General features: G+C 40.0%; 19 protein-coding genes and 1 pseudogene. 14 read left to right on the top strand and 6 right to left on the bottom strand.

The window, feature by feature from the left end; genetic code table 11:
- Window positions 1–32: 32 nt before the first annotated feature.
- From V7L12_RS05335 to V7L12_RS05325, 3 genes are all read left to right on the top strand, one after another.
- Entirely contained in the window at window positions 33–290 is a 258-nt protein-coding gene (locus V7L12_RS05335) for a hypothetical protein (RefSeq protein ID WP_335082757.1), read from the top strand.
- A 119-nt stretch (window positions 291–409) separates the two neighbouring features.
- A complete protein-coding gene (locus tag V7L12_RS05330; RefSeq protein WP_094352809.1) occupies window positions 410–718 on the top strand; it encodes a DUF3181 family protein in 309 nt (102 codons plus the stop codon).
- A 280-nt stretch (window positions 719–998) separates the two neighbouring features.
- Window positions 999–1,214 carry an acetyltransferase gene (locus tag V7L12_RS05325; RefSeq protein ID WP_334823528.1) on the top strand — a complete coding sequence of 72 codons (216 nt, stop codon included), beginning with the start codon at window positions 999–1,001 and terminating at the stop codon, window positions 1,212–1,214.
- A 67-nt stretch (window positions 1,215–1,281) separates the two neighbouring features.
- Here V7L12_RS05325 and V7L12_RS05320 read toward each other — a convergent pair whose 3' ends face one another.
- Both V7L12_RS05320 and cobW read right to left on the bottom strand, forming a co-directional pair.
- Window positions 1,282–1,752: an ABA4-like family protein gene (locus V7L12_RS05320; RefSeq protein ID WP_335082755.1), complete on the bottom strand. Its 471-nt coding sequence runs from the start codon at window positions 1,750–1,752 to the stop codon at window positions 1,282–1,284.
- A gap of 482 nt (window positions 1,753–2,234) precedes the next feature.
- Window positions 2,235–3,275, bottom strand: coding sequence for a cobalamin biosynthesis protein CobW (gene cobW, locus V7L12_RS05315; RefSeq protein WP_335082753.1), 1,041 nt, complete (start codon window positions 3,273–3,275; stop codon window positions 2,235–2,237).
- A 270-nt stretch (window positions 3,276–3,545) separates the two neighbouring features.
- Between cobW and V7L12_RS05310 the strand changes: the two genes are divergently transcribed.
- A complete protein-coding gene (locus V7L12_RS05310; protein WP_335082751.1) occupies window positions 3,546–3,818 on the top strand; it encodes a hypothetical protein in 273 nt (90 codons plus the stop codon).
- A gap of 81 nt (window positions 3,819–3,899) precedes the next feature.
- Here V7L12_RS05310 and V7L12_RS05305 read toward each other — a convergent pair whose 3' ends face one another.
- A complete protein-coding gene (locus V7L12_RS05305; protein ID WP_335082749.1) occupies window positions 3,900–5,084 on the bottom strand; it encodes an acyl-CoA dehydrogenase family protein in 1,185 nt (394 codons plus the stop codon).
- A gap of 650 nt (window positions 5,085–5,734) precedes the next feature.
- Here V7L12_RS05305 and V7L12_RS05300 point away from each other — a divergent pair.
- On the top strand, window positions 5,735–7,420 hold the full coding sequence (locus V7L12_RS05300; RefSeq protein ID WP_335082747.1) for an iron uptake porin: 1,686 nt from the start codon (window positions 5,735–5,737) through the stop codon (window positions 7,418–7,420).
- Window positions 7,421–7,568: 148 nt separating this feature from the next.
- Here the strand turns inward: V7L12_RS05300 and V7L12_RS05295 are convergent, their stop codons facing one another.
- Both V7L12_RS05295 and sfnG read right to left on the bottom strand, forming a co-directional pair.
- On the bottom strand, window positions 7,569–8,777 hold the full coding sequence (locus V7L12_RS05295; protein WP_335082745.1) for an SfnB family sulfur acquisition oxidoreductase: 1,209 nt from the start codon (window positions 8,775–8,777) through the stop codon (window positions 7,569–7,571).
- A gap of 151 nt (window positions 8,778–8,928) precedes the next feature.
- Window positions 8,929–10,026, bottom strand: a complete 1,098-nt coding sequence (gene sfnG, locus V7L12_RS05290) for a dimethylsulfone monooxygenase SfnG (RefSeq protein ID WP_335082743.1) — start codon at window positions 10,024–10,026, stop codon at window positions 8,929–8,931.
- Between the two features lie 572 nt (window positions 10,027–10,598).
- Between sfnG and V7L12_RS05285 the strand changes: the two genes are divergently transcribed.
- The 3 genes and pseudogenes from V7L12_RS05285 to V7L12_RS05275 all read left to right on the top strand — a co-directional run bounded on the left by V7L12_RS05285 (window position 10,599) and on the right by V7L12_RS05275 (window position 13,556).
- Window positions 10,599–11,648: an LLM class flavin-dependent oxidoreductase gene (locus tag V7L12_RS05285; RefSeq protein WP_335082741.1), complete on the top strand. Its 1,050-nt coding sequence runs from the start codon at window positions 10,599–10,601 to the stop codon at window positions 11,646–11,648.
- A gap of 18 nt (window positions 11,649–11,666) precedes the next feature.
- Window positions 11,667–11,816: pseudogene (locus V7L12_RS05280) on the top strand (helix-turn-helix domain-containing protein); the annotation flags it as partial.
- 42 nt (window positions 11,817–11,858) lie between these two features.
- Window positions 11,859–13,556, top strand: coding sequence for an ABC transporter substrate-binding protein (locus V7L12_RS05275; RefSeq protein WP_335082777.1), 1,698 nt, complete (start codon window positions 11,859–11,861; stop codon window positions 13,554–13,556).
- 342 nt (window positions 13,557–13,898) lie between these two features.
- Here the strand turns inward: V7L12_RS05275 and V7L12_RS05270 are convergent, their stop codons facing one another.
- The gene (locus V7L12_RS05270; protein WP_335082739.1) at window positions 13,899–14,615 is read right to left on the bottom strand and encodes a biliverdin-producing heme oxygenase; all 717 of its coding nucleotides are present in this window, start codon (window positions 14,613–14,615) and stop codon (window positions 13,899–13,901) included.
- A 548-nt stretch (window positions 14,616–15,163) separates the two neighbouring features.
- Between V7L12_RS05270 and glmM the strand changes: the two genes are divergently transcribed.
- The 6 genes from glmM to hpsP all read left to right on the top strand — a co-directional run bounded on the left by glmM (window position 15,164) and on the right by hpsP (window position 23,373).
- A complete protein-coding gene (gene glmM, locus V7L12_RS05265; RefSeq protein ID WP_335082737.1) occupies window positions 15,164–16,636 on the top strand; it encodes a phosphoglucosamine mutase in 1,473 nt (490 codons plus the stop codon).
- Window positions 16,637–17,049: 413 nt separating this feature from the next.
- Window positions 17,050–17,826 carry a glycosyltransferase family A protein gene (locus tag V7L12_RS05260; RefSeq protein WP_335082735.1) on the top strand — a complete coding sequence of 259 codons (777 nt, stop codon included), beginning with the start codon at window positions 17,050–17,052 and terminating at the stop codon, window positions 17,824–17,826.
- Window positions 17,827–17,990: 164 nt separating this feature from the next.
- Complete coding sequence (gene hpsL / locus V7L12_RS05255) at window positions 17,991–19,646, top strand: hormogonium polysaccharide biosynthesis protein HpsL (protein WP_335082733.1); 1,656 nt, start codon at window positions 17,991–17,993, stop codon at window positions 19,644–19,646.
- Window positions 19,647–19,914: 268 nt separating this feature from the next.
- Window positions 19,915–20,895 carry a hormogonium polysaccharide biosynthesis glycosyltransferase HpsN gene (gene hpsN / locus V7L12_RS05250; protein WP_335082731.1) on the top strand — a complete coding sequence of 327 codons (981 nt, stop codon included), beginning with the start codon at window positions 19,915–19,917 and terminating at the stop codon, window positions 20,893–20,895.
- A 60-nt stretch (window positions 20,896–20,955) separates the two neighbouring features.
- Complete coding sequence (gene hpsO, locus V7L12_RS05245) at window positions 20,956–22,131, top strand: hormogonium polysaccharide biosynthesis glycosyltransferase HpsO (RefSeq protein ID WP_335082729.1); 1,176 nt, start codon at window positions 20,956–20,958, stop codon at window positions 22,129–22,131.
- Between the two features lie 63 nt (window positions 22,132–22,194).
- Complete coding sequence (gene hpsP / locus V7L12_RS05240) at window positions 22,195–23,373, top strand: hormogonium polysaccharide biosynthesis glycosyltransferase HpsP (RefSeq protein ID WP_335082727.1); 1,179 nt, start codon at window positions 22,195–22,197, stop codon at window positions 23,371–23,373.
- Window positions 23,374–23,643: the final 270 nt, after the last annotated feature.

Here is a 23,643-nt window from a genome sequence, read left to right as displayed (position 1 = left end):
ATAGGGTGTATTTAAATCTGTAACAAATATTTATGCCTCCTCGTTGGCCTCGCAAACCCGATCGCAAAGACCCTGATTACCGCAAGATCGATGACCGGATGAATTTTGCCATGCATGTAGCGATCGCTGCTACGATTAATTCTGGCTTGTGGTTTTTTCACATCTTGAAAAGCACTACCTGGGAGTGGCTGCCTTGGGTGACTTTAAGTTGGACAGGAATAGTATTAGTGCATCTGATTTATATTAGTGCGATCGCTAATTACAGCGAAACTCCACCTAAATCCACCTGAAGACGGACTGCTGATGCTGGGGCGATTGTAACCTGTGGTAGTAGAATCAGCCTATTAATTGAGCAATAATGTAAAAAAGCCTGAGATTTCGCACTCTTTCTTAACGTAGGGTTATTTTTATGGCAAAGACTAACACCACAGAACTACTGGAAGCCCTAGCAGCTGAAATTGGCGAAAATGTCTACATAGACATTGCCAAATGGCATCTTTATTTATCTAATGCCAAACTGCACACCCTTGTTGCTGAACAGTTGTATCCCTTAATTACTTCCAACAATGTAAGTGAAGATCAAGTTTTAAAAGTCTTGAAATCAATTACAGTAAAAATTGGCGGCGGTAGAAGCGAACTTCCTTTAATCGATTTACTGCCACTGCAATGCCAAGTAACATTAGTTGATATTTTAGAAAAATATCAACGCGAAATCTAATCTCTACAACCAAGATTATCTGAGTTTGACAATTTTATTAATCAGCATGCCCTGATTCGATTTTAGCTTTGGAATGAGGGATAGGTTTTCTGTGTCTATTTTATAAAAATGAACTCCACAGATACACATAGATCAATCTCGTATAATTTATCTGTGGATATACGATAAAAATTTCCTTTAATAATTAAGGAATCTCCGCGTTCAAAATCGGTTAAGATTTGAGCGAGTTTATCTTGAGACTCGCTTTGAACTTCCATGCAAACTCATTGAGGCAATTTCTATGCTTTTACAAGTCAAAGATAGTGGCGAATTGGTAAAAATTGTTGAAATTCAGGAATTACTTGACCCGAATACTGATGTTGTTAAGGCAAAAGACCAAGAAGGTCAAGAAGAACAGGAACCTGAGACTTTTAAAAAAGAAAATCTCGTTTTTCCTTCAGGTGAAGTTCTACCGCGCTGTTGGTTAGATGCCGACTATAGACACGACAACGCTTAATGATTTTAAAATCAGGTAATTGGTAATAGTAGGGTAGCACAGCTGTGTTACCCTATTATGTGGCAAATTATGACGCCGCTTTTTCTCCTACCGTCACCCCTTCATTCTGTTGAAACTTTGGAAAAAATGTCTTAGTAATCCAGTCAGTCAAGATGTGAGACAGTAATCCCAAAGGCCCAGCAAACAAAGATAGAGCCAGAGAGTGAATTGTCCAAATACCTGTTTTCTGTCCTTCCCAATAAATCCACCGACCGACGAATAAATCCATCACTAAAAAATGAATCCAACCTGTTGCCGCAGCGGTTTCATCTGCAAAAAACCGTGCAATATCAGCTAATTGAGGATTCGATAAAGCTTGAGCATTTTCTGGGGTAATGCTGTTAATAAACAAATATAAATATGTTCCTGCTAACACCACAAAGGGTAGATATGATGACATTATCCACCGTGTGACTTTCCAGTTCGGCAATAAAATCATCAACGCCCAAAATGGCAATACCAAAAGATTGGCAACGTTAAATAGTTGAGAAATTGTCATATCTTTGTAAAGTGAAGGGTGAGGGTTTAAATTAGGAGTTAGGAGTTATAAGTTAAGTTGAGAGTAAAAAATTCGGAGCTTTTAGTTATTAGTATTCTTTTTGATTTTGAATTAACTAATACACAATAGCGGAATAAATTTACCATTATAATATCATGTCCGCATAATTAATTATGATTCCCCTAGTCATTACACCCCACACGCCAGGTGCTTCTCCCAAGGGGAGACGCTACGCGAACAAGTCGGGCATTGCCCGCCCAACGCACTGGCTCCCCTTAATCCCCTCCCCGCTCTTCGGGAGGGGAGACGAAGCGTAGCTTTGGCTCTTTGGGGTTCTTCGGGTTTAATAAGTAATCAAGCGGACATGATATAAGTTGTTCTAAGCCGCGTAATAATCGATAGACAATGGCAAAATTTACTTGTTAAAGGTAGGCAAACTTCCGCCACAGTGTATTAGTTCTACTTAACTCCTAACTCCTAACTTATAAAGCTACAAGCTGTGATTCGATTTCTGAAGACTTCAAATCACGCCCGATGAAAACTAAGCGCGTTTGCCTAGCCTCTTCTGGTTTCCAAGGGCGATCGTAAAATTTATCAAATCGGGTTCCCACACCTTGCATCACCAAGCGCATGGATTTATTTGGCACTGCGACAAAGCCTTTAATCCGGTAAATTTCTTGTTGTTGTACCAATGTTTGCAACTGTTGTTGCAGCTTTTCTGGATCAAAGGTACGATCCAAAATTAAATTAGCTGAAGTAATTTCTTCATCGTGATTGTGGTCTTCTTCAGTATCGTGATGACTAGGACGAGAATCTAAATTGTCTTCGACTGCGGCTTGGAATCCTAATAATATAGATGCGTCTAGTTGAGAACGGTCGCTCTCGACAATCTTCACCACTCTGGGCAACTCTTGCTTAATCAATTCCTCAACTCTGGCTTTTGTCTCGACATCTACCAAGTCAATTTTATTCAACACTACCAAGTCTGCACAAGCAAGTTGGTCTTCAAACAGTTCTCGCAAGGGTGTTTCGTGTTCTAGATTATCATCTGCTTGTCGCTGGGCTGCGATCGCTTCTGGATCGCTAGCAAATGTTCCTGCTGCTACCGCCGCGCAATCTACTACAGTAATCACTGCATCCACAGTGGCGGCGTTGCGAATTTCTTGCCAGCGAAAAGCCTTCACCAGTGGTTTTGGCAAGGCTAAACCAGAGGTTTCAATCAAAATGCAGTCGATGCTATCCCGCCGCTTGATTAACTCTTGCATCATCGGGTAAAACTCTTCCTGCACGGTGCAGCATAAGCAGCCGTTAGTTAATTCAAAGATATTAGTGTCGCCCTCACCATCTTCCGGGCAAACTTGACAGGATTTTAACAATTCGCCATCAATACCGAGTTCGCCAAATTCATTGACTAAAACGGCAATGCGGCGTCCTTGGTTGTTTTGTAGCAGGTGGCGAATTAGGCTGGTTTTTCCACTACCTAAGAAGCCTGTAATTACTGTGACAGGAATTTTTGTTGCCATTATTTAATCAATTGTGCTGTTTATATTCTCCCTGATCCCTGACTAGATTAGGAATCAGGGTACTGAATCTTGGTCATCAAAACGCAGCACAAGACCTTAACAAGCTACAACATAATAGCCACGATCGCTAACAAACAGATCGCTCTTTATCGCCAAGCCGTTGCCACAAAACCCACTGATTATTATTACAGTAAATGAAGCACTAGCTACTAGCTAAACAGGGAAACTTAGATGAAGCCCTGGCAAACTGCCAGAAGGTGGTAAAAATTCGTGAAGGCAGTTATCACACCTGCCCAAATATCAATTTGCCACTTTACAAGCAAAAAGGCTTTAGTTGTCATGGCTTTTTATCAGCCGTTGACGAATGTGATTCCACGCCGCCAAATGGCTGAACTTTACATCAAACTTGGCAGAGAAATTTCTTATGGTGAATCTGGTGATGGCTCAAAACAAGAGGCCACAGCAGTTTTTCGGCAAGCGCTGCAAATAGATTCAGAAAACGCTGATGCTCAAGATGCCCTTAAGAACTTAATCGTTGAATAAAGGATTTCTAACAAATAAATTACTACTACTTGTGGGATGGGCAAAATGAGCGCCTTTGCCTTGGTGAAATAATCGATATAACTATGAATAAAAGTTAGGTTTTGGCAGTTCATCATTTAACGCCCAATTTCCGATCTCTTGAATTTTGTAATCTACCGGATCGTGGAGAGTGAACGTACGGAGATTACGCCAATAGCGATCAAAGCCGTACTTTGCGGTAGTAGCGCGTGCGCCCATAACTTCAAAAATGCGGTTAGTAATGTCTAAACCGACTCTAGTCGCTGCAACTTTGGCAGTAGCGACGCAAAGCGCACATTCCCCACGTTGTTCGGCGGTGAGTGACCATTCTTTTTCCCAAGCCGCTTGTAATAATTCTCCTGCTTGCTCAGTCAAGCTCTTAGCTGCTTGGAGTTCAACCCATATTTTGCCATAGTGCTGAAGGATGTAAGGATCTTGGGTTGCACTTTCTACACCTGATGTCAACCAAGGTTTTGTATTAGTTGCGGTATATGTTTTAGCAGCCTCAAATGCTCCTTGGGCAATTCCCAAGTAGATATTAGCAAGATTCAATTGAGTTAAGCAGGCGCGAATAGTGTTGAAGGGTTGACTGGGTTTGTCTCTACTACCAAGAATTTCGTCAGGGTACACCAACACATTCTCAAAAGTAACACTACCACTATCTGTTTGGCGTTGCCCGATATTATCCCAATCATGATGAACAGTAACGCCTTGCTGTTGGGTAGGAATTACCAAAATATTCAATTCACCAGTTTTTTGATCAATGGCAGCGATCGGTAATATATCCGAGTCTTGAGAGCCAGAACAAAAGCTTTTAATTCCGTTCAGACGAAAATAATCATTTTCCGGTGTCAGAGTCGCTCTTTTATCTAAAGGGTTGAGGGCATTGCACCAAAACCAATTATTGTGAATAGTTTCTGAGTAATATCGCTGTTTTTGCTCTGCCGAGCCAAAGATATGCGGAATTACTACGCCTAAATGGTGGTAAGAAAAGACGTGAGCAATGGAACTATCAACCTTAGCAAACTCGCGGCTAATTTGCAGAACGGTAATCCAGCTTTGCCCTAAACCACCGTACTCTGTGGGTATGATCAGTTTCAGTAAGTTACTTTGGCGCAAGCGATCGCGTTCGTGCTTTGGCGTTCCCCCTTTAGCATCCCGCTCGACAGCAGTTTGGGCAAATTCCTGTGCTAAAGACTTAGCTAGATCGAGATAATTTTGAGACTCTTTCGTTTCGATTAATTGCATACTTTACCACTTCTCCTGTAACCTTATTTTGAGAAGTAACTATAAAAATGGCTAAAAAAAATTGAATTCAAAATAGTTTTATAAGACTATTTCACTATAAAACTAGTATTGCATATACTAACTAACAAAGCAAGCCAAAATAAAATAAATTTTGCTAAATTATCTAAGTTATTAATGCAACATAAAAATATTTTATCGAGAAGAAAGCCGAATCATAATTTGAAATATTTTTTCTATTCTACTTGTCTTTATAGAATATATATGCAATATTATTAATCTAAAGGCAAAATCTACTTAAACTTGATGTTTATATAGTAGTTTATGTTTGATTGCCGATAAAATCTGATTATTCTGTAAAAATATTGTGATTTTACAGATAGATATTCTCTTGTCAAATAGATTAGCTTGTGCAAGAAATCTATTTGTGTGAGAACAAATTTTTTCTACACTGAATATGCAGATAAAAATACCATAAATTAACTGATACATCTGGTTATATCTCGAAGTGTAGCAATCTTAGTTAAAAATTTCGAGTGTTAAATTAATTCAACATTATCAGGACTAGTCATGATTTTTTAGCTTGACAAGTTACTGAAATGTCTGATGCTTTCACTAAATTTTTCAAACCAAAAATATGAGGAGTGGTAGAAATGTTCAATCGTTCATTTCATAATTTATTCATAGAATCGATGGTTTTGGGGGCTACTTTGCTAGCCAGTACATCAGCCCATGCTGAAGACAAGAATTTAGTGGCTAGGACTGAGACTCAAACAAATATACCAATTGCGATCGCGCAGCCCGCCGCAAGCATCACCAATTTTGGAAACAATTCTTCGGTAACAACCATAACACAAACGCCTAAAATTCCTGCAATCAATACTGATGCAATTGTCCAACAGACAAATAGTATGTCTCAGGTAACTTCTGTATCTCAGTTTTCAGATGTACAACCAACTGATTGGGCGTTTCTTGCACTCCAGTCTTTAGTTGAGCGTTATGGATGTATTGCGGGCTATCCAAATAGTACTTATCGGGGAAACCGCGCCATCACTCGCTATGAATTTGCAGCAGGCTTAAATGCTTGTTTATCTCGGATCAACGAGCTAATTGCAACAGCTACATCTGACTTAGTTACCAAACAAGACTTAACTACCCTACAAAGACTGCAAGAAGAATTTAGTGCTGAACTAGCAACTCTACGGGGTCGCGTTGATAATTTAGAACCTAGAACTGCGGAACTAGAAGCAAATCAGTTTTCAACAACTACAAAGCTTTCTGCGGAAGCCATCTTTGTAATTACGAATGCCTTCCAAGGCTCAGTTAATGGTGATAACACAGTTTTTCAAGATAGAGTTCGCCTTGTATTCAAAACTAGCTTTACAGGTAAAGACTCTCTATATACTCGTCTAAGTACTGGAAACACTAATATTTTGCAGCTTCCTGGTGGTTCAGCTGAAGGTTTGCAAACCTTCAATCTTGCTCCTAGTAACAACAACCTGGCCGTAGATTGGCTCTCTTACTATTTCCCAGTTGGCAGCAAAATCGATGCTTATATAGGAGCCGTGAACGGAGTATATTTTGATTTTGTTCCAACTCTGAGTCCCTATTTGGATAGTGCCACAGGCGGCCGTCGCGCTTTGACAGAATTTGCTTCCTCTAGTCCTATCTATCGTATTGGTGGTGGTGCAGGTGGGGGATTCAATTATCGATTAAGTGACCAATTGGTATTGAGCTTGGCTTACTTAGCAGGAGATCATGCCAATCCTCAGCCAGATAGCGGTTTTTTTAATGGTCAATATAGCGCATTTGGACAAATAGCATGGAACCCCAACAATAACTCTGGCATTGGTTTGACTTATGTAAACGCTTACCAAAATCGGGGAGGAATATTTGACCTGGGTAGTGGTTTTACACTAGTCGGAACAGCTCAAGCCAATACTCCATTTGAGCGGACGATTACCAAGTCCTACGGAGTCGAAGCTTTCTATAAATTTAGCCCTCGATTTGCGGTGAATGGGTTCTTTGGTTACACTAACGCCAAAAATCTGGCAGGGAGTGGTAGTGCAGATATTTGGTACTATGCTTTAGGATTGGCATTCCCAGATTTAGGGAAACAAGGCAACCTTGCTGGTATCCTTGTGGGTGCAGAACCTTATCAGGGTGGTAATCCTGAACCTGCAAACGATTTATCCTTACATATTGAAGGCTTTTACAAGTATCAGTTCACAGATAACATTGCCATCACCCCTGGCGTAATTTGGATAACGGCTCCTGCTCAAAACAATGACAATCAGGATGCGGTAATTGGCACTGTCAGGACAACCTTCACGTTTTAAATCATCTCAGCAACGTTAAAATTTTTGGCGTTGCTGATTGAGTAATATCAATCATAGTACCAACTTAAATAATGTTTGATTTATCAGGGGTAAAGCATTCTGGTAAATATTAATTCTGAAAGCTTCACCCCAGTAGAGAATGCTGCAATTACAACCAAGGATGGCGCGGGGGATAGACACCATTGAGGAAGTAGTTACCAACAGCGTAGTACTTCCAACGCACGGGATCGTGGAGTGTGTGAGCGCGGGCATTTCGCCAGTGGCGATTGTAGTTGAATTCCTCCAATGTGGACTTAGTACCTGCTAGCTCAAACAATTTGTTGGTAGCTAGTAATGCTGCTTCGGTGGCTAAGGCTTTGGCTTCAGCAACTGCGATCGATGCTTCAACTACCTTGGGTTCTTCTAAGCCTGACTCGTTGGCGATGTCAAGAAATTCGCCTGCACGACGCAGCAATGCTTCAGAAGCGTGAACCTGAATTTGGACATTGCCTAAGTTATAGAGTGTCAGTGGGTCTTCGTACCCTTTTTCTAAATTGCTGTCAACCCAAGGGCGGGTATGCTTGCGAACGAAGTGGATGGTGTCACGGACTGCGGCTTTAGCAATTCCCACGTCTACGGCGGCTTGGATGATTTGCGCGATCGCACCCATTGGTGTTGCCCTCTCAAAGGCTAAGTAGTGCGGAATGACGTGTTCTGCCTTAACTTTCACATTTTCAATAATGGTAGTGCCGCTAGCAGTGGTACGCTGTCCGAAGCTCGTCCAATCATCAAGTAGGGTTAGTCCTTCGGCATCTCTTTCGACAAATGCCACCACTGTCTTACCATCTGGATTACTGGCAATCACTGGAACCCAATGTGCCAATAGTGCCCCAGCAGAGTAGTATTTGCGTCCGTTAAGTGCGAAGTCAGAGCCATCTGGTGTTAATTTTGTTTGGACATCAGTCACAGACTTAGTGCCAATTTCCGAGAAGGCGTTACCAAAGCGCTTACCTTGTAGAGCTAAATCAAAGAAGAACTTCTTCTGCTCATCTGTACCATCCAACCGGACTGCTTCCACCATGTAGAGGTGGTTTTGGGGAATTTGACCGAGGCTAGAATCAGCTTCGGAGATGATTTTAATGACTTCTGCCAGGGTGGCACTTGATACAAAAGCACCGCCATACTCTTTCGGGACTGTAATTCCCCACAATCCACTCTGGGAAAACTTTTCTACCTCTTGGGCAGGTAAACGCCGATTTTGGTCGCGCTCTGAGTCTCCCTTGGCAAACTCAGCTGCTAATTCGTGAGCGATCGCGATCGCTTCTTTGTCATCCCCAATAATATGCGCCTTCTGGTCAGTATTAATTACTGATGTCATAGTAAAACTCCTTGATTGTGATTGAGTGACTGATAATCGTCACTACTATGAGACAGCCTTTAGGTTTTTCTTAGTGCCGTTCGGATATAGCTGTTATCTACAACAGTTTCAATCCACAAAACCCGCTCCTACAGAGTATGTTGCTGTTAATCTACACTCCAACCAACTCATCAGCTGTCCGACGATTAGCTTCAAGTTCGCGCACAATCGGTATTACTGTCTTACCAAATGCAGGCAAATCATCTGTGTAGTGTAAGAAGCCACCGAGAATTAGATCGACTCCCGCTTCATGGAACTGGCGAATCTTTTCAGCTACTTGTTCAGCCGTGCCAATCAAGCCCGATCGGAAGCCATCGTTATACTGCACCAAGTCTTCAAAATTGGAATTCGCCCACATTCCCTGACGTTCACGAGTAGAAGATCCCGCCTGTTTCACGGCTTCGCCAAATCCTTTCACCGCCTCTACATCAGCTTGGGCAATAATATCGCGCAATACTTCATGCGCTTCTGCTTCCGTATCTCGCACGATGATAAAGGAATTCAAACCAAACTTAATTGTGCGTCCTTCTTGACGAGCTAATTCAGACACTTCTTCAATCTGCTCTTTCACGCCTTCTATGGTGTTACCATTCATGAAATACCAATCAGAGACGCGGCCAGCCATCCGCCGTGCTGCTTTGGAGTTACCACCTTGGAATATCTCTGGGTGGGGATTCTGATTAATTGGTTTAGGCTTCACCCAACCACCGTTGATGCGATAAAAGTCGCCTTTGAAGTGAAACTCCTCCTCAGTCCACAAACCTTTGAGAACGCGGATAAATTCTTCTGAACGACGATAGCGTTCGTCATGGTCTAACCAATGTTCACCATATATAGTGAATTCATCTTTGAACCAGCCGCTAACTACATTCAGAGCAAACCGACCGTTAGAGAGAAAATCAATACTTGCACCCATTTTGGCAACTACTCCCGGATGCCACAATCCAGGGTGAACTGCTGCAATCAATTTCAATTTCTTGGTGACTGGAGCCAAGGCCGACACAGTTGTAAGTGCCTCTAGTTGGTACTCAGCGCCATAGCTAGCGATAAATCTGGCTTGTGCTAGAGCATATTCAAATCCAACTTCTTCAGCCGTCTGAGCTAGTTGAGCATTATATTCGTAAGTCCAATCTGTGCGTTGGGGAATTTTACTAACAACTAACCCACCGCTGACGTTGGGAATCCAATACGCGAACTTAATATCTACCATAATTGTGCGTTTGTAATTGAACTTGCTTGGTTATTTGTCTAAGTTTGCAAGTGAAGTAACAAAATCTAAATTTGCGATCGCTAACAAATCAGCTAAAACTTGATAGGGCAAAATTTTAGTCAAAATCGAAAGCTTGAGAGTGGTTGCAAACTACTTTGAGTTTACAAGTAGACAATTCTTTGATGGCAATAATATACCATAACTCGACTGTGCTACCGTAGTTTTTAATGAATCAGACTTTATCACAACAATTTTTCTGATGTCGTGACTCGATATACTTAAATTCCATTTCCATATTCCATTTTGGAATACTGCCCAATTTTTCTGAGTATTTAATTATTTTTTATACCTGCTGGCTATTATCCTAATTCAGTCAGAGCAATTAGGAATCAGGACTCGACAGAGTATCGATACTATTCCATATCGTGATAAATAAATGCTTCTCATCTGTCATCTGCAACTATACATAGCAGAAATAAATGTGGTAGTGTGAACTACTAAATTACGGTAAAACTATGTAGTTACCGTAATTTAATGAATGCCTCGTAAAAAAAAGCACAGGAAAAATATTTATGCCACTTCAGTTTGGAATTTGGTCGCCGGTCTGTGGTGGATGGTTGCGGGTTGTCAACCATGAAGCTAATTTATCTACACAAGACTTGGTAAAGCTGGCAGTTCAGGCAGACGAGTTAGGTTATGACTTTTATTACATTCCTGAACATTACTTAAATGCAGTTCATGGGCCTAACTATAATGTCGCTGACGCTTGGATTACAGCAGCTTTAGCAAGTTTGAACACCAAGAATATCAAGATTGTTGCGGCTGTACAACCTGGTTTTAAACTGCCTGCGGTAGTTGCCAATTTGAGTGCAAACATTCAAAATCAGCTTAGTAACGGCAGATTTGCTCTCAGTGGTATTGCAGGTTGGTGGAAATTAGAAGTAGAAAGCTATGGAGATATCTGGCTACCTCACAGCGATCGCTACGCACGATTAGCAGAGTACATTGATGTAATCAAAGGTCTGTGGACAGTTGCAGGATTTAATTATGTTGGCAAATACTACACCATTAAAGGTGGTATTCTCGCAGATCAGCCGACACCAACACCACCCATTTTCATTGCTGGGGAATCAGACAGAGCAATTAACCTAGCGGCTCGTTTGGGAGATTATTTATTTATCAACGCTGATGAACCAGAAAAAACGGCAGCATTGGTGCAGAAAGTGAAAAGATTGGCTAGCGATCGCTACGGTCGTCAGATTAAAGTAGCAATGAGTGCCTTTGCGATCGTTGGCGAACATACAGCCCAAGCCGAAGCTAGATTAGAAGCGATTTATCGTTCTGCCGATTGGCAGCAAATCGAGTACTTCCAAGAGCAAATCGATCCTAACGTAGTTGCCCACAACAAACTAGATATCAGTCAAACCATTAAAGCCAATCTCGGTTTATCTGCTCAACTGATTGGCGATCGCTATACTGTTATCAACCGCCTGAAAGAATATGAAGCTGTTGGCGTTGACTTAATAGTACTGAAATTTGAATCTATGTTGGAAGACACTATTCGCTTCCACAAACTAGTTATTTCCGAATATAGACAGCACAGTAGCTTAATTACCTTGTAATTAAAAATCTTACCTAGCATGAATAAGATTAAACTCGAAGATATTACCCTAAATCACCTCAAAATCTTAAAAGCAGTAGATGACTGTGGTAGCTTCTCTAAAGCAGCACAAAAACTAGGTTATAGTCAAGCACTAATTAGTAAAAAAGTCAAACAAATAGAGGATTATTTTGGAGTAATTCTCCTAAATCGCTCACCTGGCTCTATCTGCTTGACTAATAAAGGCAGGAAATTGATTTCCCAGACACTTAATCTAGTAGAAACTGTAGAAAATCTGCAAGAAGAATTTCAGGCAACATTTAGCGCTGAGGGCGAAGATTTGATATTGGGGGCTACTAGTTTAATTTTAGAAGTCTGGCTCAAACAATATTTGCAGCGATTTCAGCTTTGTTTTCCAGGTAGAAATCTTAAAGAGATTGCGGTTAAAAATAGCAGATTTTTTTCCAATTCTCAACTCATAGAAATGGATCTTTTGCTCAACAGTTGCGCTGGATACAAAGAAGAACACCACTGCACTAGATTAAAGACTCATAAAATGCTGTTGGTATCCTTTGGGGCAAGTAAATATCTCAATGAGCATAGCTTAGTTAAAATAAATGATATCGATCTGGCTGATGTTGTACTTTTAGATGAGGTTCATCAGGAACTATCTAAAAATGAACTTTTGATGAACAAATTAACTGGTGTACAGGTGCTACACAGCTATCCAGATGTACTAAACTACGCTTCAAAAAATCAAAAGCTAACGATTTTACCCGACTTTTGTCAAGCTGATATAATATCTCAATACCAAGTCCTAACTTTTCCGATTCAAGATGTCAATGAATATGGAATTTATCTTCATGTTCCTCGCTTTAGTGAATTGTTAATATCCGCAGAGGGTTTGGTAAGAAGTTTTAGGCTAGATCCGGATAACTTAGAAAGTTTGCCCAACGTAAATCTATTTTTAGGTAGCTGTTCTCCCAAAGAAGAAAATGTTCTTAGGATAGGTATTCAGAGAGATTCCATAGGACAGTTTATTGCTGGATATGGAACTAAGTATATTTCTGATTTACAGAGAGCATCATCACTTGAACAGGCTATTTTCAAAAATATTGAAATTAATCGAGATTTCGAGTTACAAATTCTGCCCTTTGCTTCTGGGGAACAAATGAACCGACAGATGAAGCGGGGAGAACTAGATATTTGTATTTTAGATGATATTTCTCTATTGAATAATGGTAGCCAATTCTTTGATGATTTAAGTTTTGGTTCTAAATTAATTGGGATTGCTTCGTATAATCTTTTGGGTCAAGATGTAAATATTGTTTTGCATAAAGATTCTTCTATAAACACTATCCAGGATCTAAAAGGTAAACGGATTTCTATCTTATTTGGTTCAAATGCCCATAGGTTCATCATTACTGTTTTTGACCTCTATGATATGGATGTTAGTAAAGATTGCAGATTAGTGAATGAAGATCCTCGTAGAGCAAGTAAGAGTTTGGCAAATAAAACTATAGATGCTTACGTATGTTGTCACACTTTTGCCTCAATTTTAGAAGCTTATGCTTTTGTGAGAAAGCTGCCTCTATCTCAAACAATTAGTTTAAGAATTCCATCAATCAGAGGAATTGTTTGTTGCTCACAGTTCATTAAAGAAAATCCTAAAATTGTAGTTGCTTATTTACATAATTTAGTGGTTGCTAACTATTGGTTTAATTCATCTCCAATCAAAGCAGCAGATTTATTAACTAAAGTGATTGATGTGAGAACAACTCAAGTAAATCAGTTTTTTAATCCGGTATTTGGGAACCGCATCGATCCAACCCTGAAACCTCAATGGTCTTGGTTACTAAAAACTTTAAATCGCAGGTTAGAAGGAAAATATGGTATTTCACTATTTGATGTAGTATTTCTGGATAGATGATTATTTTTTAAGACTTGTCTATAATTTGCTGAATCTAGATTATCACTTTCATCAAGTTTCTTTTGCAAGTGAATTTTCTAGCAGCTATTTTGTTGAGGAACAGTTTAGCCGACACATAAAAGTTCTGTAATGATTCAGGTCTGAGGTAGCTGACTCTTTCAATCATAATTGAGGGGCAATCTCCCCATGCTTGCTTTCACGAATCAAAAGCAGTCACAAGGCTATTGCCCCTAAATATTTTGAGCGTTTTTCGCTCTTTCGCCAGAAACACCTATGAATTATCCTTCATCAGGCTATCTGAACTTATCACTCCACACACCATACTCCGCAATCTCAAGATGATTACTCAGCAGCAACGAGTTCAGTACTACCGCGTGTACGACGCCGTGTGAGGCTATTATACAGCATTACACCGATCGCCTTGATCAAATTACCTTCCAATTCTTGGAACAGCTTCATATTCGTGCCAAAGGCGGCGTTAGCTTCATCAACGATGCGATCGGTTGCCGCCTCGTCAAGGGGTAATTCATCCAAAATTTGCCGATATTTGGCTTTAAATGCCTTCTCATCAGTAATTTCTGGAAACTCATAAAAGGCTGTTCCTTGTCCATCAGACAAATTCATCGCTGTTACAGCAATATTTTTGAGAATTTGTCCCCCAGATAAGTCACCTAAGTAACGAGTGTATGAATGGGCGATTAACAATTCCGGTTCTGTAGCAGATATTTCTCGGATGCGCTGTACATAAGCTTCACCCGCCGGAGATAGTTTGATTTGCTCTTTCCAGTTTGCACCAAAGTAATAACTCAGGTCTTGCTCTAGGCTATGCTTGCGATTTAACTGAGGAAAGTTAATTTTAGAAACTATTGGGTGCTGGCGGTGCTTTTCCATCTCCTCTTCCATCGCTGAGTAGACGAAGTAGAAGTTAGCAACAAGTTTTCGGTAAGAGTTTTTTTCCACTACTCCTTTTAAAAAGCACTTGACAAAACCTACATTTTCTGCCATTGTGTGGGCTTTCTTAGTGCCTACACGTAATTTGGTTGCTAAATTGCTGCTCATACTAAATTTCTCAACTTTAAAAAGTTAACTGCCGGAGTTTTGATTCACTAACGGCTAAAAAGGCCATTAAGACGTTACCTTAAAACTATTTGATGAGAATTTATATTAAAATTTTTTAAGCTGTAATGATTTTGTCGTTTTTTACACAGCAACGAGGCTAAGAAGACAGAACTTTAGATTTCAATATTTTGATGATTTTTTTGTGTTCTCAGCTTTGGTGAAAATTTTTGTGATAAAACCAGAGTAATGTTTATTACATACTTCGTGGTTGGTAGCATTGCAATGTGGGAACTAAAACAGATAAAAATCAAAAATAAAGTTGCGGGCATAAAAGGAATAATTAGCTAAAATGTGGAGATTTTACTGATAAGGTAAAAACCAATACTGACTTTATCAAAGATTTACAATCAAAGAAAGAATAATTCAGTATTATTACGTAAGGATAGCTTGATCTAGAATGAATTTCTAAAGAGAAAAAGCATGTCAAAATTGCTGAATAAAGTCTTAAGTGCTATTTTTCAGTGTGATTGTGTGGAGTGTTTAAAAATATGGTTTCATCTATAACTCGGACATCGGGCATTTCTGGGGGTTCTACTTCTGAAGTTGAGGGATTGGGCAAAGGAATTGAGAGCAGTTTTGGACTGAATTTAATCTCATTACCAGCAAATCCCTTATTTGGCACAGATGGGATTCGCGGGCGAGTCGGAGAATTACTGAGTGCGCCTCTAGCATTGCAAGTTGGTTTTTGGACAGGGATTGTTTTACGTAACCATGCGACTAAAGTAGGGCCAGTCATTCTCGGACAGGACTCTAGAAACTCCAGCGATATGCTGGCAATGGCTTTGAGTGCAGGGTTAACAGCAGCAGGGTTAGAAGTCTGGTATTTGGGATTATGCCCCACTCCTGGCGTTGCCTATCTCACCAGCGTCACTGATGCCATCGGCGGAGTGATGATTTCTGCTAGCCACAATCCCCCAGAAGACAATGGGATTAAGATTTTTGGTGGCAATGGTGGGAAGTTACCGCAAATATTGCAGGCAGAAATAGAAGCGGGACTGCGTGGCAAAATATCACCAATAACTAGAGTCAGTAATTGCGGACGGCATTACTCACGTTTGGAGTTAGTGGAAGATTATAGCTCGGCGTTGAAAAAAACCTTGAACATTGCCCGAAATCTTCAGGGAATGAAGATTGTTTTAGACTTGGCGTGGGGAGCCGCAGTTGGGTTAGCACCATCAGTATTTACACAAATGGGGGCGGAGGTAATCTGCTTACATAACGAAGCAGATGGCGATCGCATTAATGTTAACTGCGGTTCCACGCACCTAGACATTCTGGCAGCAACGGTACAAGAACACAACGCCGATATCGGCTTTGGCTTCGATGGCGATGCCGATCGCGTCTTAGCAGTAGACAATACAGGCAGGCAAGTTAACGGCGATTACATTCTCTACCTGTGGGGACGCCACTTACAACAAAACCAACAATTGCCAGACAACTTGATTGTATCTACAGTCATGGCCAACTTAGGCTTTGAGAAAGCTTGGCAGCAAATTGGTGGTAACTTAATTCGTACCGCAGTTGGCGATCAATACGTGCAAGCCGAAATGCAGCGCACTGGAGCAATGTTAGGTGGCGAACAATCAGGTCATATTCTTTGCCGTCACTATGCCGTGACTGGGGATGGCTTGTTAACCGCATTACACATAGCATCTTTGGTGAAAGAGGCAGGTGTTTCCTTGAGCGAATTAGTAGATCAAAGCTTCCAAACCTATCCACAATTGTTGCAGAACGTGCGAGTTGTCGATCGCGATCGCCGTTTGGGATGGCAAGATTGTCAACCTGTGCAAGAAGCGATCGCTCTTGCTGAAGCTGCAATGGGCGATTCCGGCAGAATTTTGGTTCGCGCCTCTGGCACAGAACCAGTCATCAGAGTAATGGTAGAAGCCGCCAATGCCGAACTTGCCAACTACTGGACAAATGAACTAGTTTCACAAGTTCAGCAGCATCTGATGGACTAAATTAGCTAATATCTCATCTGAAAAAAAACGCCAAGTTTAATCACAGCTTCTACACATAACCACTCTTGGTTATGTGTAGAAGCTGTGACATTTTGATTACTTATTAAACCCGAATAATTCAATCAGGTTTGGTTAAGATTTTTTGATGAAAATTCTAGATCGCTAAAGATGCGATTAATCGCCGTCAAGACGAAACGACTAATTATTGTAGAGACGGCGATTCATCGCGTCTCTTGCCTTAATTTCATAGAGATGGCGGTTGGAAATTAAGCTTTTTGGTGATTTTTGCGTAAGTTCTGTGTGGAAATTACAACTAAGGAATGCGGACATGATATGACATTTAGTCTTAGCGTAAGTCTTAACGTGTTATTATTTGCTTCGAGATTCTTAGCTATTTATTCTGATAAAATACAGTGCTTATTTTTGTTATCCCACTCAAAAGTGCACAAGTTTCCAATTCCTGGGAGCGTGTAACACAATTATTTGAAAGATGCATTAAATCAGTTTGCAATCAAACTTCACCTAACTTTCACGTTATTGTTGTTTGTCACGAAAAGCCCAAAATAGAATTCACTCATCCTCAAATCACATACATTACAGTTGATTTTTCTCTTCCAAACGAGCCTACTGCTGAAGCCAAAGGAGACGCAGATAAAGGGCGTAAAATCTTAAAAGGATTGGTTTATGCTCGTCAATTTTCTCCCACTCACACCATGACTGTTGATGCTGACGATTGTGTGAGTGGAAATTTAGCCAAATTTGTTCAACAACACCCTGATTCTAATGGATGGTTTATAAATAAAGGTTATAAATACCAAGAAGGTAGTGATTACATATATATCAAGAGAAGCAATTTTTATAAAATGTGCGGTACTTGTAATATTCTTCGATATGATTTGAATGATTTGCCAGAAACCGCAGAATATAATCGTGGCTACGGATACTATAAATATTATATAGACCACGCTAAAGTCAGAGATATTTTAAAGAACAAGGCAAAACCCATTAAATCATTACCATTTCCAGGTGCGGTTTATATTTTGGCAACAGGAGAAAATCTTTTTAACAATTCAAAAAGATTAAAATTTAACATTTTTAATCGTAAATTGTTAAATCAATCATTGAGAGATGAATTCGGATTATACAAATTACAGCAATCCAAAGAAATTTATCAACTATCAGAATTGTAAATTGTTTTTGAAAAAGTCTAAATAGTCTTGTAGGATGTATTAGTAAAGCGGAACACACCAAAAGCTTGGAATTCTACCATAGTTTCGGTGCTAACACACCCTAAAGCAAACGTTAGTCCTATATAATGGAGTACTTTGCGAGGCTGATAGGCTACAGTGCCACTATGCCAAAATTTAAATCAAAATCTCAGCAATCTAAAAAATCGAAAAAGCAGGCTAAAAAGGAAACTTCTACCCTTAGCCTCAAAGAACAGTTAGCCCAAAAGCGCAAATCTGCCCAAGTACGTAAAGAACTCACTAGCTTACTCACCACCGCCGTTTTTGGCGGTGTCTTCGTTGGCATTCTACTTTTTTTCGTAGCTGGAATTAAAGCAGCAGTCCCTGGCGTGTTAGGGATAATAGTCATGTCCCTTTCCTACAAATATCCACGCCAAGCCCTATATGCTTTCATCATTTACATACCTGTGGGAGGTACTGTCACCTACTACTTGGGCAATAGCCCCATACTCCAATTAGCTAAAGATGCCTTTTACGTTCCAGCGTTAATTGGACTTTGGCAGACTTGCCGTAGACAGGGACTACCCTTAATTATTCCCAAAGGTATTAAAATCCCACTTTATATTGTTTTGGCTTGCAGTGTGCTAACACTGTTGTTTGTCAATGGTGCACAGCAATTTAACCCGCCTAGTGCGGGACTATTAGAAAAAGCACGCCAAGAAATACCATTAGGTATGGGAATTCTGGGACTAAAAGTATTTTTAGGCTATGTCCCTCTGATTGGTTGTGCCTACTATCTAATTCGCGATAAGCGGGATTTTCTATTTTTATTGCGCCTCCAAATTGTCCTCACACTGATTTGCTGCGCGCTGGGATTTATTCAATATTTCTTACTACTAACTGGTGTATGTCAAGGTACTAGAGGTCTGGAAGGAGATGCCTTATTTAGAGCAACACTCGAAGCTCGGTGTTATTTTGGTGGAGCGCTAGTATATAGTCCCGAAGAAGGGATTATTCGCCTACCAGGGACATTTGTAGCTCCTTGGCAATGGGCATGGTTCTTAATTTCTAGCACCTTTTTTACCTTTGCCACCGGCTTCAACGATCCCTCTCCAATATGGCGGATAATCGGTTTAGCTTCTTTAGTGGGAGTCTTTATCGATGCTGTAATCTCTGGACAGAGAATCGCCTTAGCTTTAGTACCAATCTGCTTCGGGATTTTGCTATTACTCACCGGACAACTTGGCAACCTGAAACGATTTATCCCCATAGGCGTGGGACTTGCCTTCATTCTGGGAATTGCGATGGTGGCTAACCCTGCTGTCGTACAAGAGAGAACCGAGAGTTTTGCCAGTCGTTGGAACGCTTCACCACCTCAAGATTTTATCATCCAGCAATTTGAAGAAAATTGGAAAAACGTAGACGGCCCATTGGGAAGTGGCTTAGGACGAGCGACAAACTCTGCCCGTGTGATGGGTGAAACTAAGCTTGTAGAAACCTATTACCCCAAAGTACTTTATGAAGTGGGAATTTTTGGATTATTAGCGTTTCTGGGTTTGGTAACAAGTTTAACAATTCTTGGCTTTAAAACCTATCGCTCCATAAAGAACCGTAATTTCCGCAGTTCTGGAGCAGCTTTGTGGGTGTTTATATTGTTTATTAGTTACAACACTTACTACTATCCTCTGGATGTCGATCCTGTTGCTGCCTATTATTGGTTTTTTGCGGGAGTTCTTTTTAAATTGCCAGAATTGGAGAAACAAGATAAAGAAGATGCCAACCCTCAACAAAAAAATAAGAAAAAACGTCTAAAAACAATTTAAATGAAAGAAAAATGACCAAAAAATATCATTGGAGGTCAAAAATACCTCAGTATTTCAAACCTATCTCGAAATTATTGCCATACACTTGTTTTTGATGATACTTATTGATGAGTAAGCAATTTCGTAGTCAGGGAGGAATGAAAGCGAGGTTTTTCAGAAACCGTGAAAATACAGTGTGTAAATTAAAGCAATAATCATTTACTGAATTTCATGAAAATTAATTTTTACAAGGCTATTATAGAAGTTGTAAAATTACTTAATAAAAATTATGAATAATTGGCCATTAGTTACTGTAATTATCGCAACCTACGGACGAGAAGAAGCGCTACGCGATAGCATTGTGGATGTCTTAAAACAGGACTATCCAAATTTTGAAGTTTTAATTGTAGACCAAACTCCAAAACACCAACCAGAAATTCAAGCCTACCTAGAAGAGATGGCAAAGGCAGGTAAAATTAAATGGTTGCGCTTAGATTGGGCAAGTTTGCCAGGGGCGCGAAATTATGCCGTCCGGCGGTCATCTGGTGAAATAATATTGTTTATTGATGATGATGTTCAGTTAACCCCTGGATTGTTAGCAGCCCATGCGAAAAATTATGTGCAAAACCCAGAGGTGGGGGCTGTAGCCGGTCGGGTTTTTGACAGAATGAAATTAGGTGATTCTAGAGGAGATTTAGAGATTGAATATTTGCCTCCCGAAGCTATGGACCCAGGAATTGCTTGGTATCATATTGATTTAGTACATACCATTAAACCCCAACAAGTGCTGACAGCAAGGGGTTGCAATATGTCATTTCGCCGCGAAATTTTTACCAAGTATGGATTGAGGTTTGATGAGAGATTTGGTGGGAGTGCAGTGCGCGAAGAGTCAGATTTTTGTTTGCGGTTGCGACAAACGGGGTATAAAATTTGGTACGACCCAGAGGCCCATTTGGTACATTTAGGCGAAGAAACAGGAGGTTGTCATGATATTAGTATGCGATCGCTAAAATATCAACTCACCTTCTACCACAACCATTTTTTACTGGGGCTGAAAAACCTGACTGTGACTCAAGCTTTACGTTTATATGGTCGTTTATTTGACTGTCACGTTCTCGGACGCCCACCTTGTCACAAAAGCGGTTCCCCCATCAAAATTGCCACTCGCGCTATTTTCTACACTTTGGGTTTTTTCAAAGCCTTGGGTACTGTCATCCAATCACTATGGAACGATGGTCAAATTTACAGTCGATTGGATGAACAAGTTTAGTTATTGGGCATTGGGTATTAGTTATTTAAAAAAATGACAAATGACAAATAATAAATATCAATGAAAATCTTAGTTGCTAGTCACACTTATATCGTAGACCTCAACTGTGAAAAATTACGTGCTTTATCTCAACTAGAACCTAACATTGAAGTGACAGTTGTAGTCCCAAAGCGCTGGAAACCAGGCGGTGTACAAAACAGAATTATTGAAACTGAATACCGTGATGAAGGCAGATTTAGAATAGTTCCAGTTTCTAATTTTAGTCAAAATCATCAGGGACTCCTTACCTTTGGCGCTGATTTGATATCTTTATTAAAACAATTTCGCCCCCAAATCATCCAAGTTGAACAAGGGTCTAGAGCCTTGGCTTATACTCAAATGATTGCCTTAAATCAGCTATTAGGACTCAAGGCAAAAAATGTATTTTTTACCTGGTGGAATCTTCCTTATGAACTGAAACTACCGATTTCTTTATTAGAAAAATATAACCTCAACCATAGCCACGGCATTATTTCTGGTAATCAAGATGGAGCAGAAGTTTTGCGACAACGAGGATATACAGGAGCAATTAAAGTCATGCCACAACTGGGTGTAGATGAAAGTTTATTTACTCCCAAAGCTCAACCAGATTTAGCAGCTAAGTTGAGCATTGAAAAAGAAGATTTTGTAGTAGGTTTTGTTGGGCGATTTGTGCAAGAGAAGGGTTTGTTAACGCTTTTGCAAGCATTAGCAACTTTGAAAAATAAACGTTGGAAATTACTGTTATTGGGACGGGGAGAGTTGCAAAGTGAATTAATCAAAATAGCGGCAGAAAACAATATTAAAAAACGATTGATTTTGATAGAAAGTGTTCCCCATGATGAGGTTTCAAGCTATATTAATTTAATGAGTACTTTAGTATTACCTTCAGAAACAACTTACAAGTTTAAAACCTTAACTTCTGCTGGCTGGAAAGAGCAATTTGGTCATGTGCTAATTGAAGCGATGGCTTGCCAAGTTCCTGTGGTTGGTTCTGATTCCGGTGAAATTCCCTATGTAATTGGTGATACTGGCTTAGTATTTCCTGAAGGTGATGTTCAAGCTCTTGCTAATTGCTTAGTACAATTAATGGATAAACCAGATTTTGCTCATACTCTTGGTGAAATGGGTTATCAAAAAGCAATGATTCAATATACAAATAAAGCTTTGGCTAAACAACAATTAGAGTTTTATCAAGAGTTAGTCATTAGTCATTAGTCATTGGTCATTAGTGAATAACAAAGGATAAATGACGAAAGACAAAGGATAAATGACAAAAAAATGAAAATATTACAAATTGTTCCCTCAATTTCTCTAATTTACGGTGGGCCTAGTCAAATGGTACTGGGATTAGCTCCAGCGTTAGCAAAAGAGGGAGTAGAAGTTACAATTCTCACAACTGATAGTAATGGTGATAATGGTCAAACACCTCTGGATGTTCCTTTAAATCGTCCAATTAAACAAGATGGCTATGAAATAATTTACTTTCGTTGCGCGCCGTTCCGTCGCTACAAATTTTCAATAGATTTATTAGGCTGGCTAAAACGTCACGCTCATGAGTTTGACATAGCACATATTCATGCCCTATTCTCGCCAATAATTAGTGCTGCTGCTCTTGTGTGTCGTCAGCAAAAGCTACCTTATATTTTCCGTCCTTTGGGTACTCTCGATCCGGCTGATTTACAGAAGAAAAAGCAATTAAAACAGCTTTATGTCGCAATTATAGAACGTCAAAATTTAGCTAGTGCGGCAGCAATTCATTTTACCAGCGACCAAGAAGCTAAAATATCAGAACGATTTGGAGTATCTACGCCAGATTTAGTGATTCCCTTGGGTGTGATTCCCCGTCAATCTTCTATTAAAAATGTATGTAGTCAGTTAGAACTACCAAAGGATGTACCTTTAGTACTATTTATGTCACGAATTGACCCGAAAAAAGGGTTAAACTTGTTGATTCCGGCGCTAGAGAAGCTGTTAGCAGTTGGTTATAAGTTTCATTTTGTCTTAGCTGGAACTAATCCCCAAGAACCAGATTATGAACAAAAGATAATATGCCAAATTCAAAATTCACCATTGCGATCGCACACTACAATTACAGGTTTTGTCACTGGTGAACTCAAAGTTAGTTTACTACAAGCTACTGATTTATTTGTCTTACCTTCCTACTACGAAAACTTTGGGATTGCTGTAGCTGAAGCGATGGTAGCAGGTGTACCCGTAGTCATTTCTGACCAAGTGCATATTTGTCAACAGATACGTGATAGTGAGTCGGGTTGGGTAGGCGCAACAGATGTTCAAGCACTGGTAGAGTTACTGCAAGAAGCTTTGGAAAATCCCGCAGAACGCCAACGCCGGGGATTAAACGCCCAAAAATATGCATTAGAAAATTTTAGCTGGGATGCGATCGCAAAGCAAACAATCCAAGCCTACCAGAAAATTCTCACAAACAAATTAATTTAACCCAACGCAGACAATAGCAGTTTTTGCCAAATAGGCGCTAGAACCGCTTTGACAACAATATCCGCAATCACAAAACCAATCCCAATTAATATATAAATTTTTGGAAAGGGAGATTTAGGAACTTTACCTCTGATGCGAGTTACTAAATTTAATCTTAAAGTAACTAAAGCCACCCCAGTTGCGATAAAGAGGAATCATCAAGAATGGGAGAATTAATGATGTTCCAAAAACATACAATCCGAATATAGGCTTATCCAGTTCCACGCCAGG

The sequence above is a fragment of the Nostoc sp. genome (genome assembly GCF_036918245.1).
GTDB lineage: Bacteria > Cyanobacteriota > Cyanobacteriia > Cyanobacteriales > Nostocaceae > Nostoc.
This window is presented reverse-complemented; position numbering and strand designations above follow the sequence as displayed.

Coding starts and splice junctions, on each gene's coding strand:
- V7L12_RS05335 (WP_335082757.1), top strand. CDS start 33: ATGCCTCCTCGTTGGCCTCGCAAACCCGATCGCAAAGACCCTGATTAC.
- V7L12_RS05330 (WP_094352809.1), top strand. CDS start 410: ATGGCAAAGACTAACACCACAGAACTACTGGAAGCCCTAGCAGCTGAA.
- V7L12_RS05325 (WP_334823528.1), top strand. CDS start 999: ATGCTTTTACAAGTCAAAGATAGTGGCGAATTGGTAAAAATTGTTGAA.
- V7L12_RS05320 (WP_335082755.1), bottom strand. CDS start 1,752: ATGACAATTTCTCAACTATTTAACGTTGCCAATCTTTTGGTATTGCCA.
- cobW (WP_335082753.1), bottom strand. CDS start 3,275: ATGGCAACAAAAATTCCTGTCACAGTAATTACAGGCTTCTTAGGTAGT.
- V7L12_RS05305 (WP_335082749.1), bottom strand. CDS start 5,084: ATGCAATTAATCGAAACGAAAGAGTCTCAAAATTATCTCGATCTAGCT.
- V7L12_RS05300 (WP_335082747.1), top strand. CDS start 5,735: ATGTTCAATCGTTCATTTCATAATTTATTCATAGAATCGATGGTTTTG.
- V7L12_RS05295 (WP_335082745.1), bottom strand. CDS start 8,777: ATGACATCAGTAATTAATACTGACCAGAAGGCGCATATTATTGGGGAT.
- sfnG (WP_335082743.1), bottom strand. CDS start 10,026: ATGGTAGATATTAAGTTCGCGTATTGGATTCCCAACGTCAGCGGTGGG.
- V7L12_RS05285 (WP_335082741.1), top strand. CDS start 10,599: ATGCCACTTCAGTTTGGAATTTGGTCGCCGGTCTGTGGTGGATGGTTG.
- V7L12_RS05270 (WP_335082739.1), bottom strand. CDS start 14,615: ATGAGCAGCAATTTAGCAACCAAATTACGTGTAGGCACTAAGAAAGCC.
- glmM (WP_335082737.1), top strand. CDS start 15,164: ATGGTTTCATCTATAACTCGGACATCGGGCATTTCTGGGGGTTCTACT.
- hpsL (WP_335082733.1), top strand. CDS start 17,991: ATGCCAAAATTTAAATCAAAATCTCAGCAATCTAAAAAATCGAAAAAG.
- hpsN (WP_335082731.1), top strand. CDS start 19,915: ATGAATAATTGGCCATTAGTTACTGTAATTATCGCAACCTACGGACGA.
- hpsO (WP_335082729.1), top strand. CDS start 20,956: ATGAAAATCTTAGTTGCTAGTCACACTTATATCGTAGACCTCAACTGT.
- hpsP (WP_335082727.1), top strand. CDS start 22,195: ATGAAAATATTACAAATTGTTCCCTCAATTTCTCTAATTTACGGTGGG.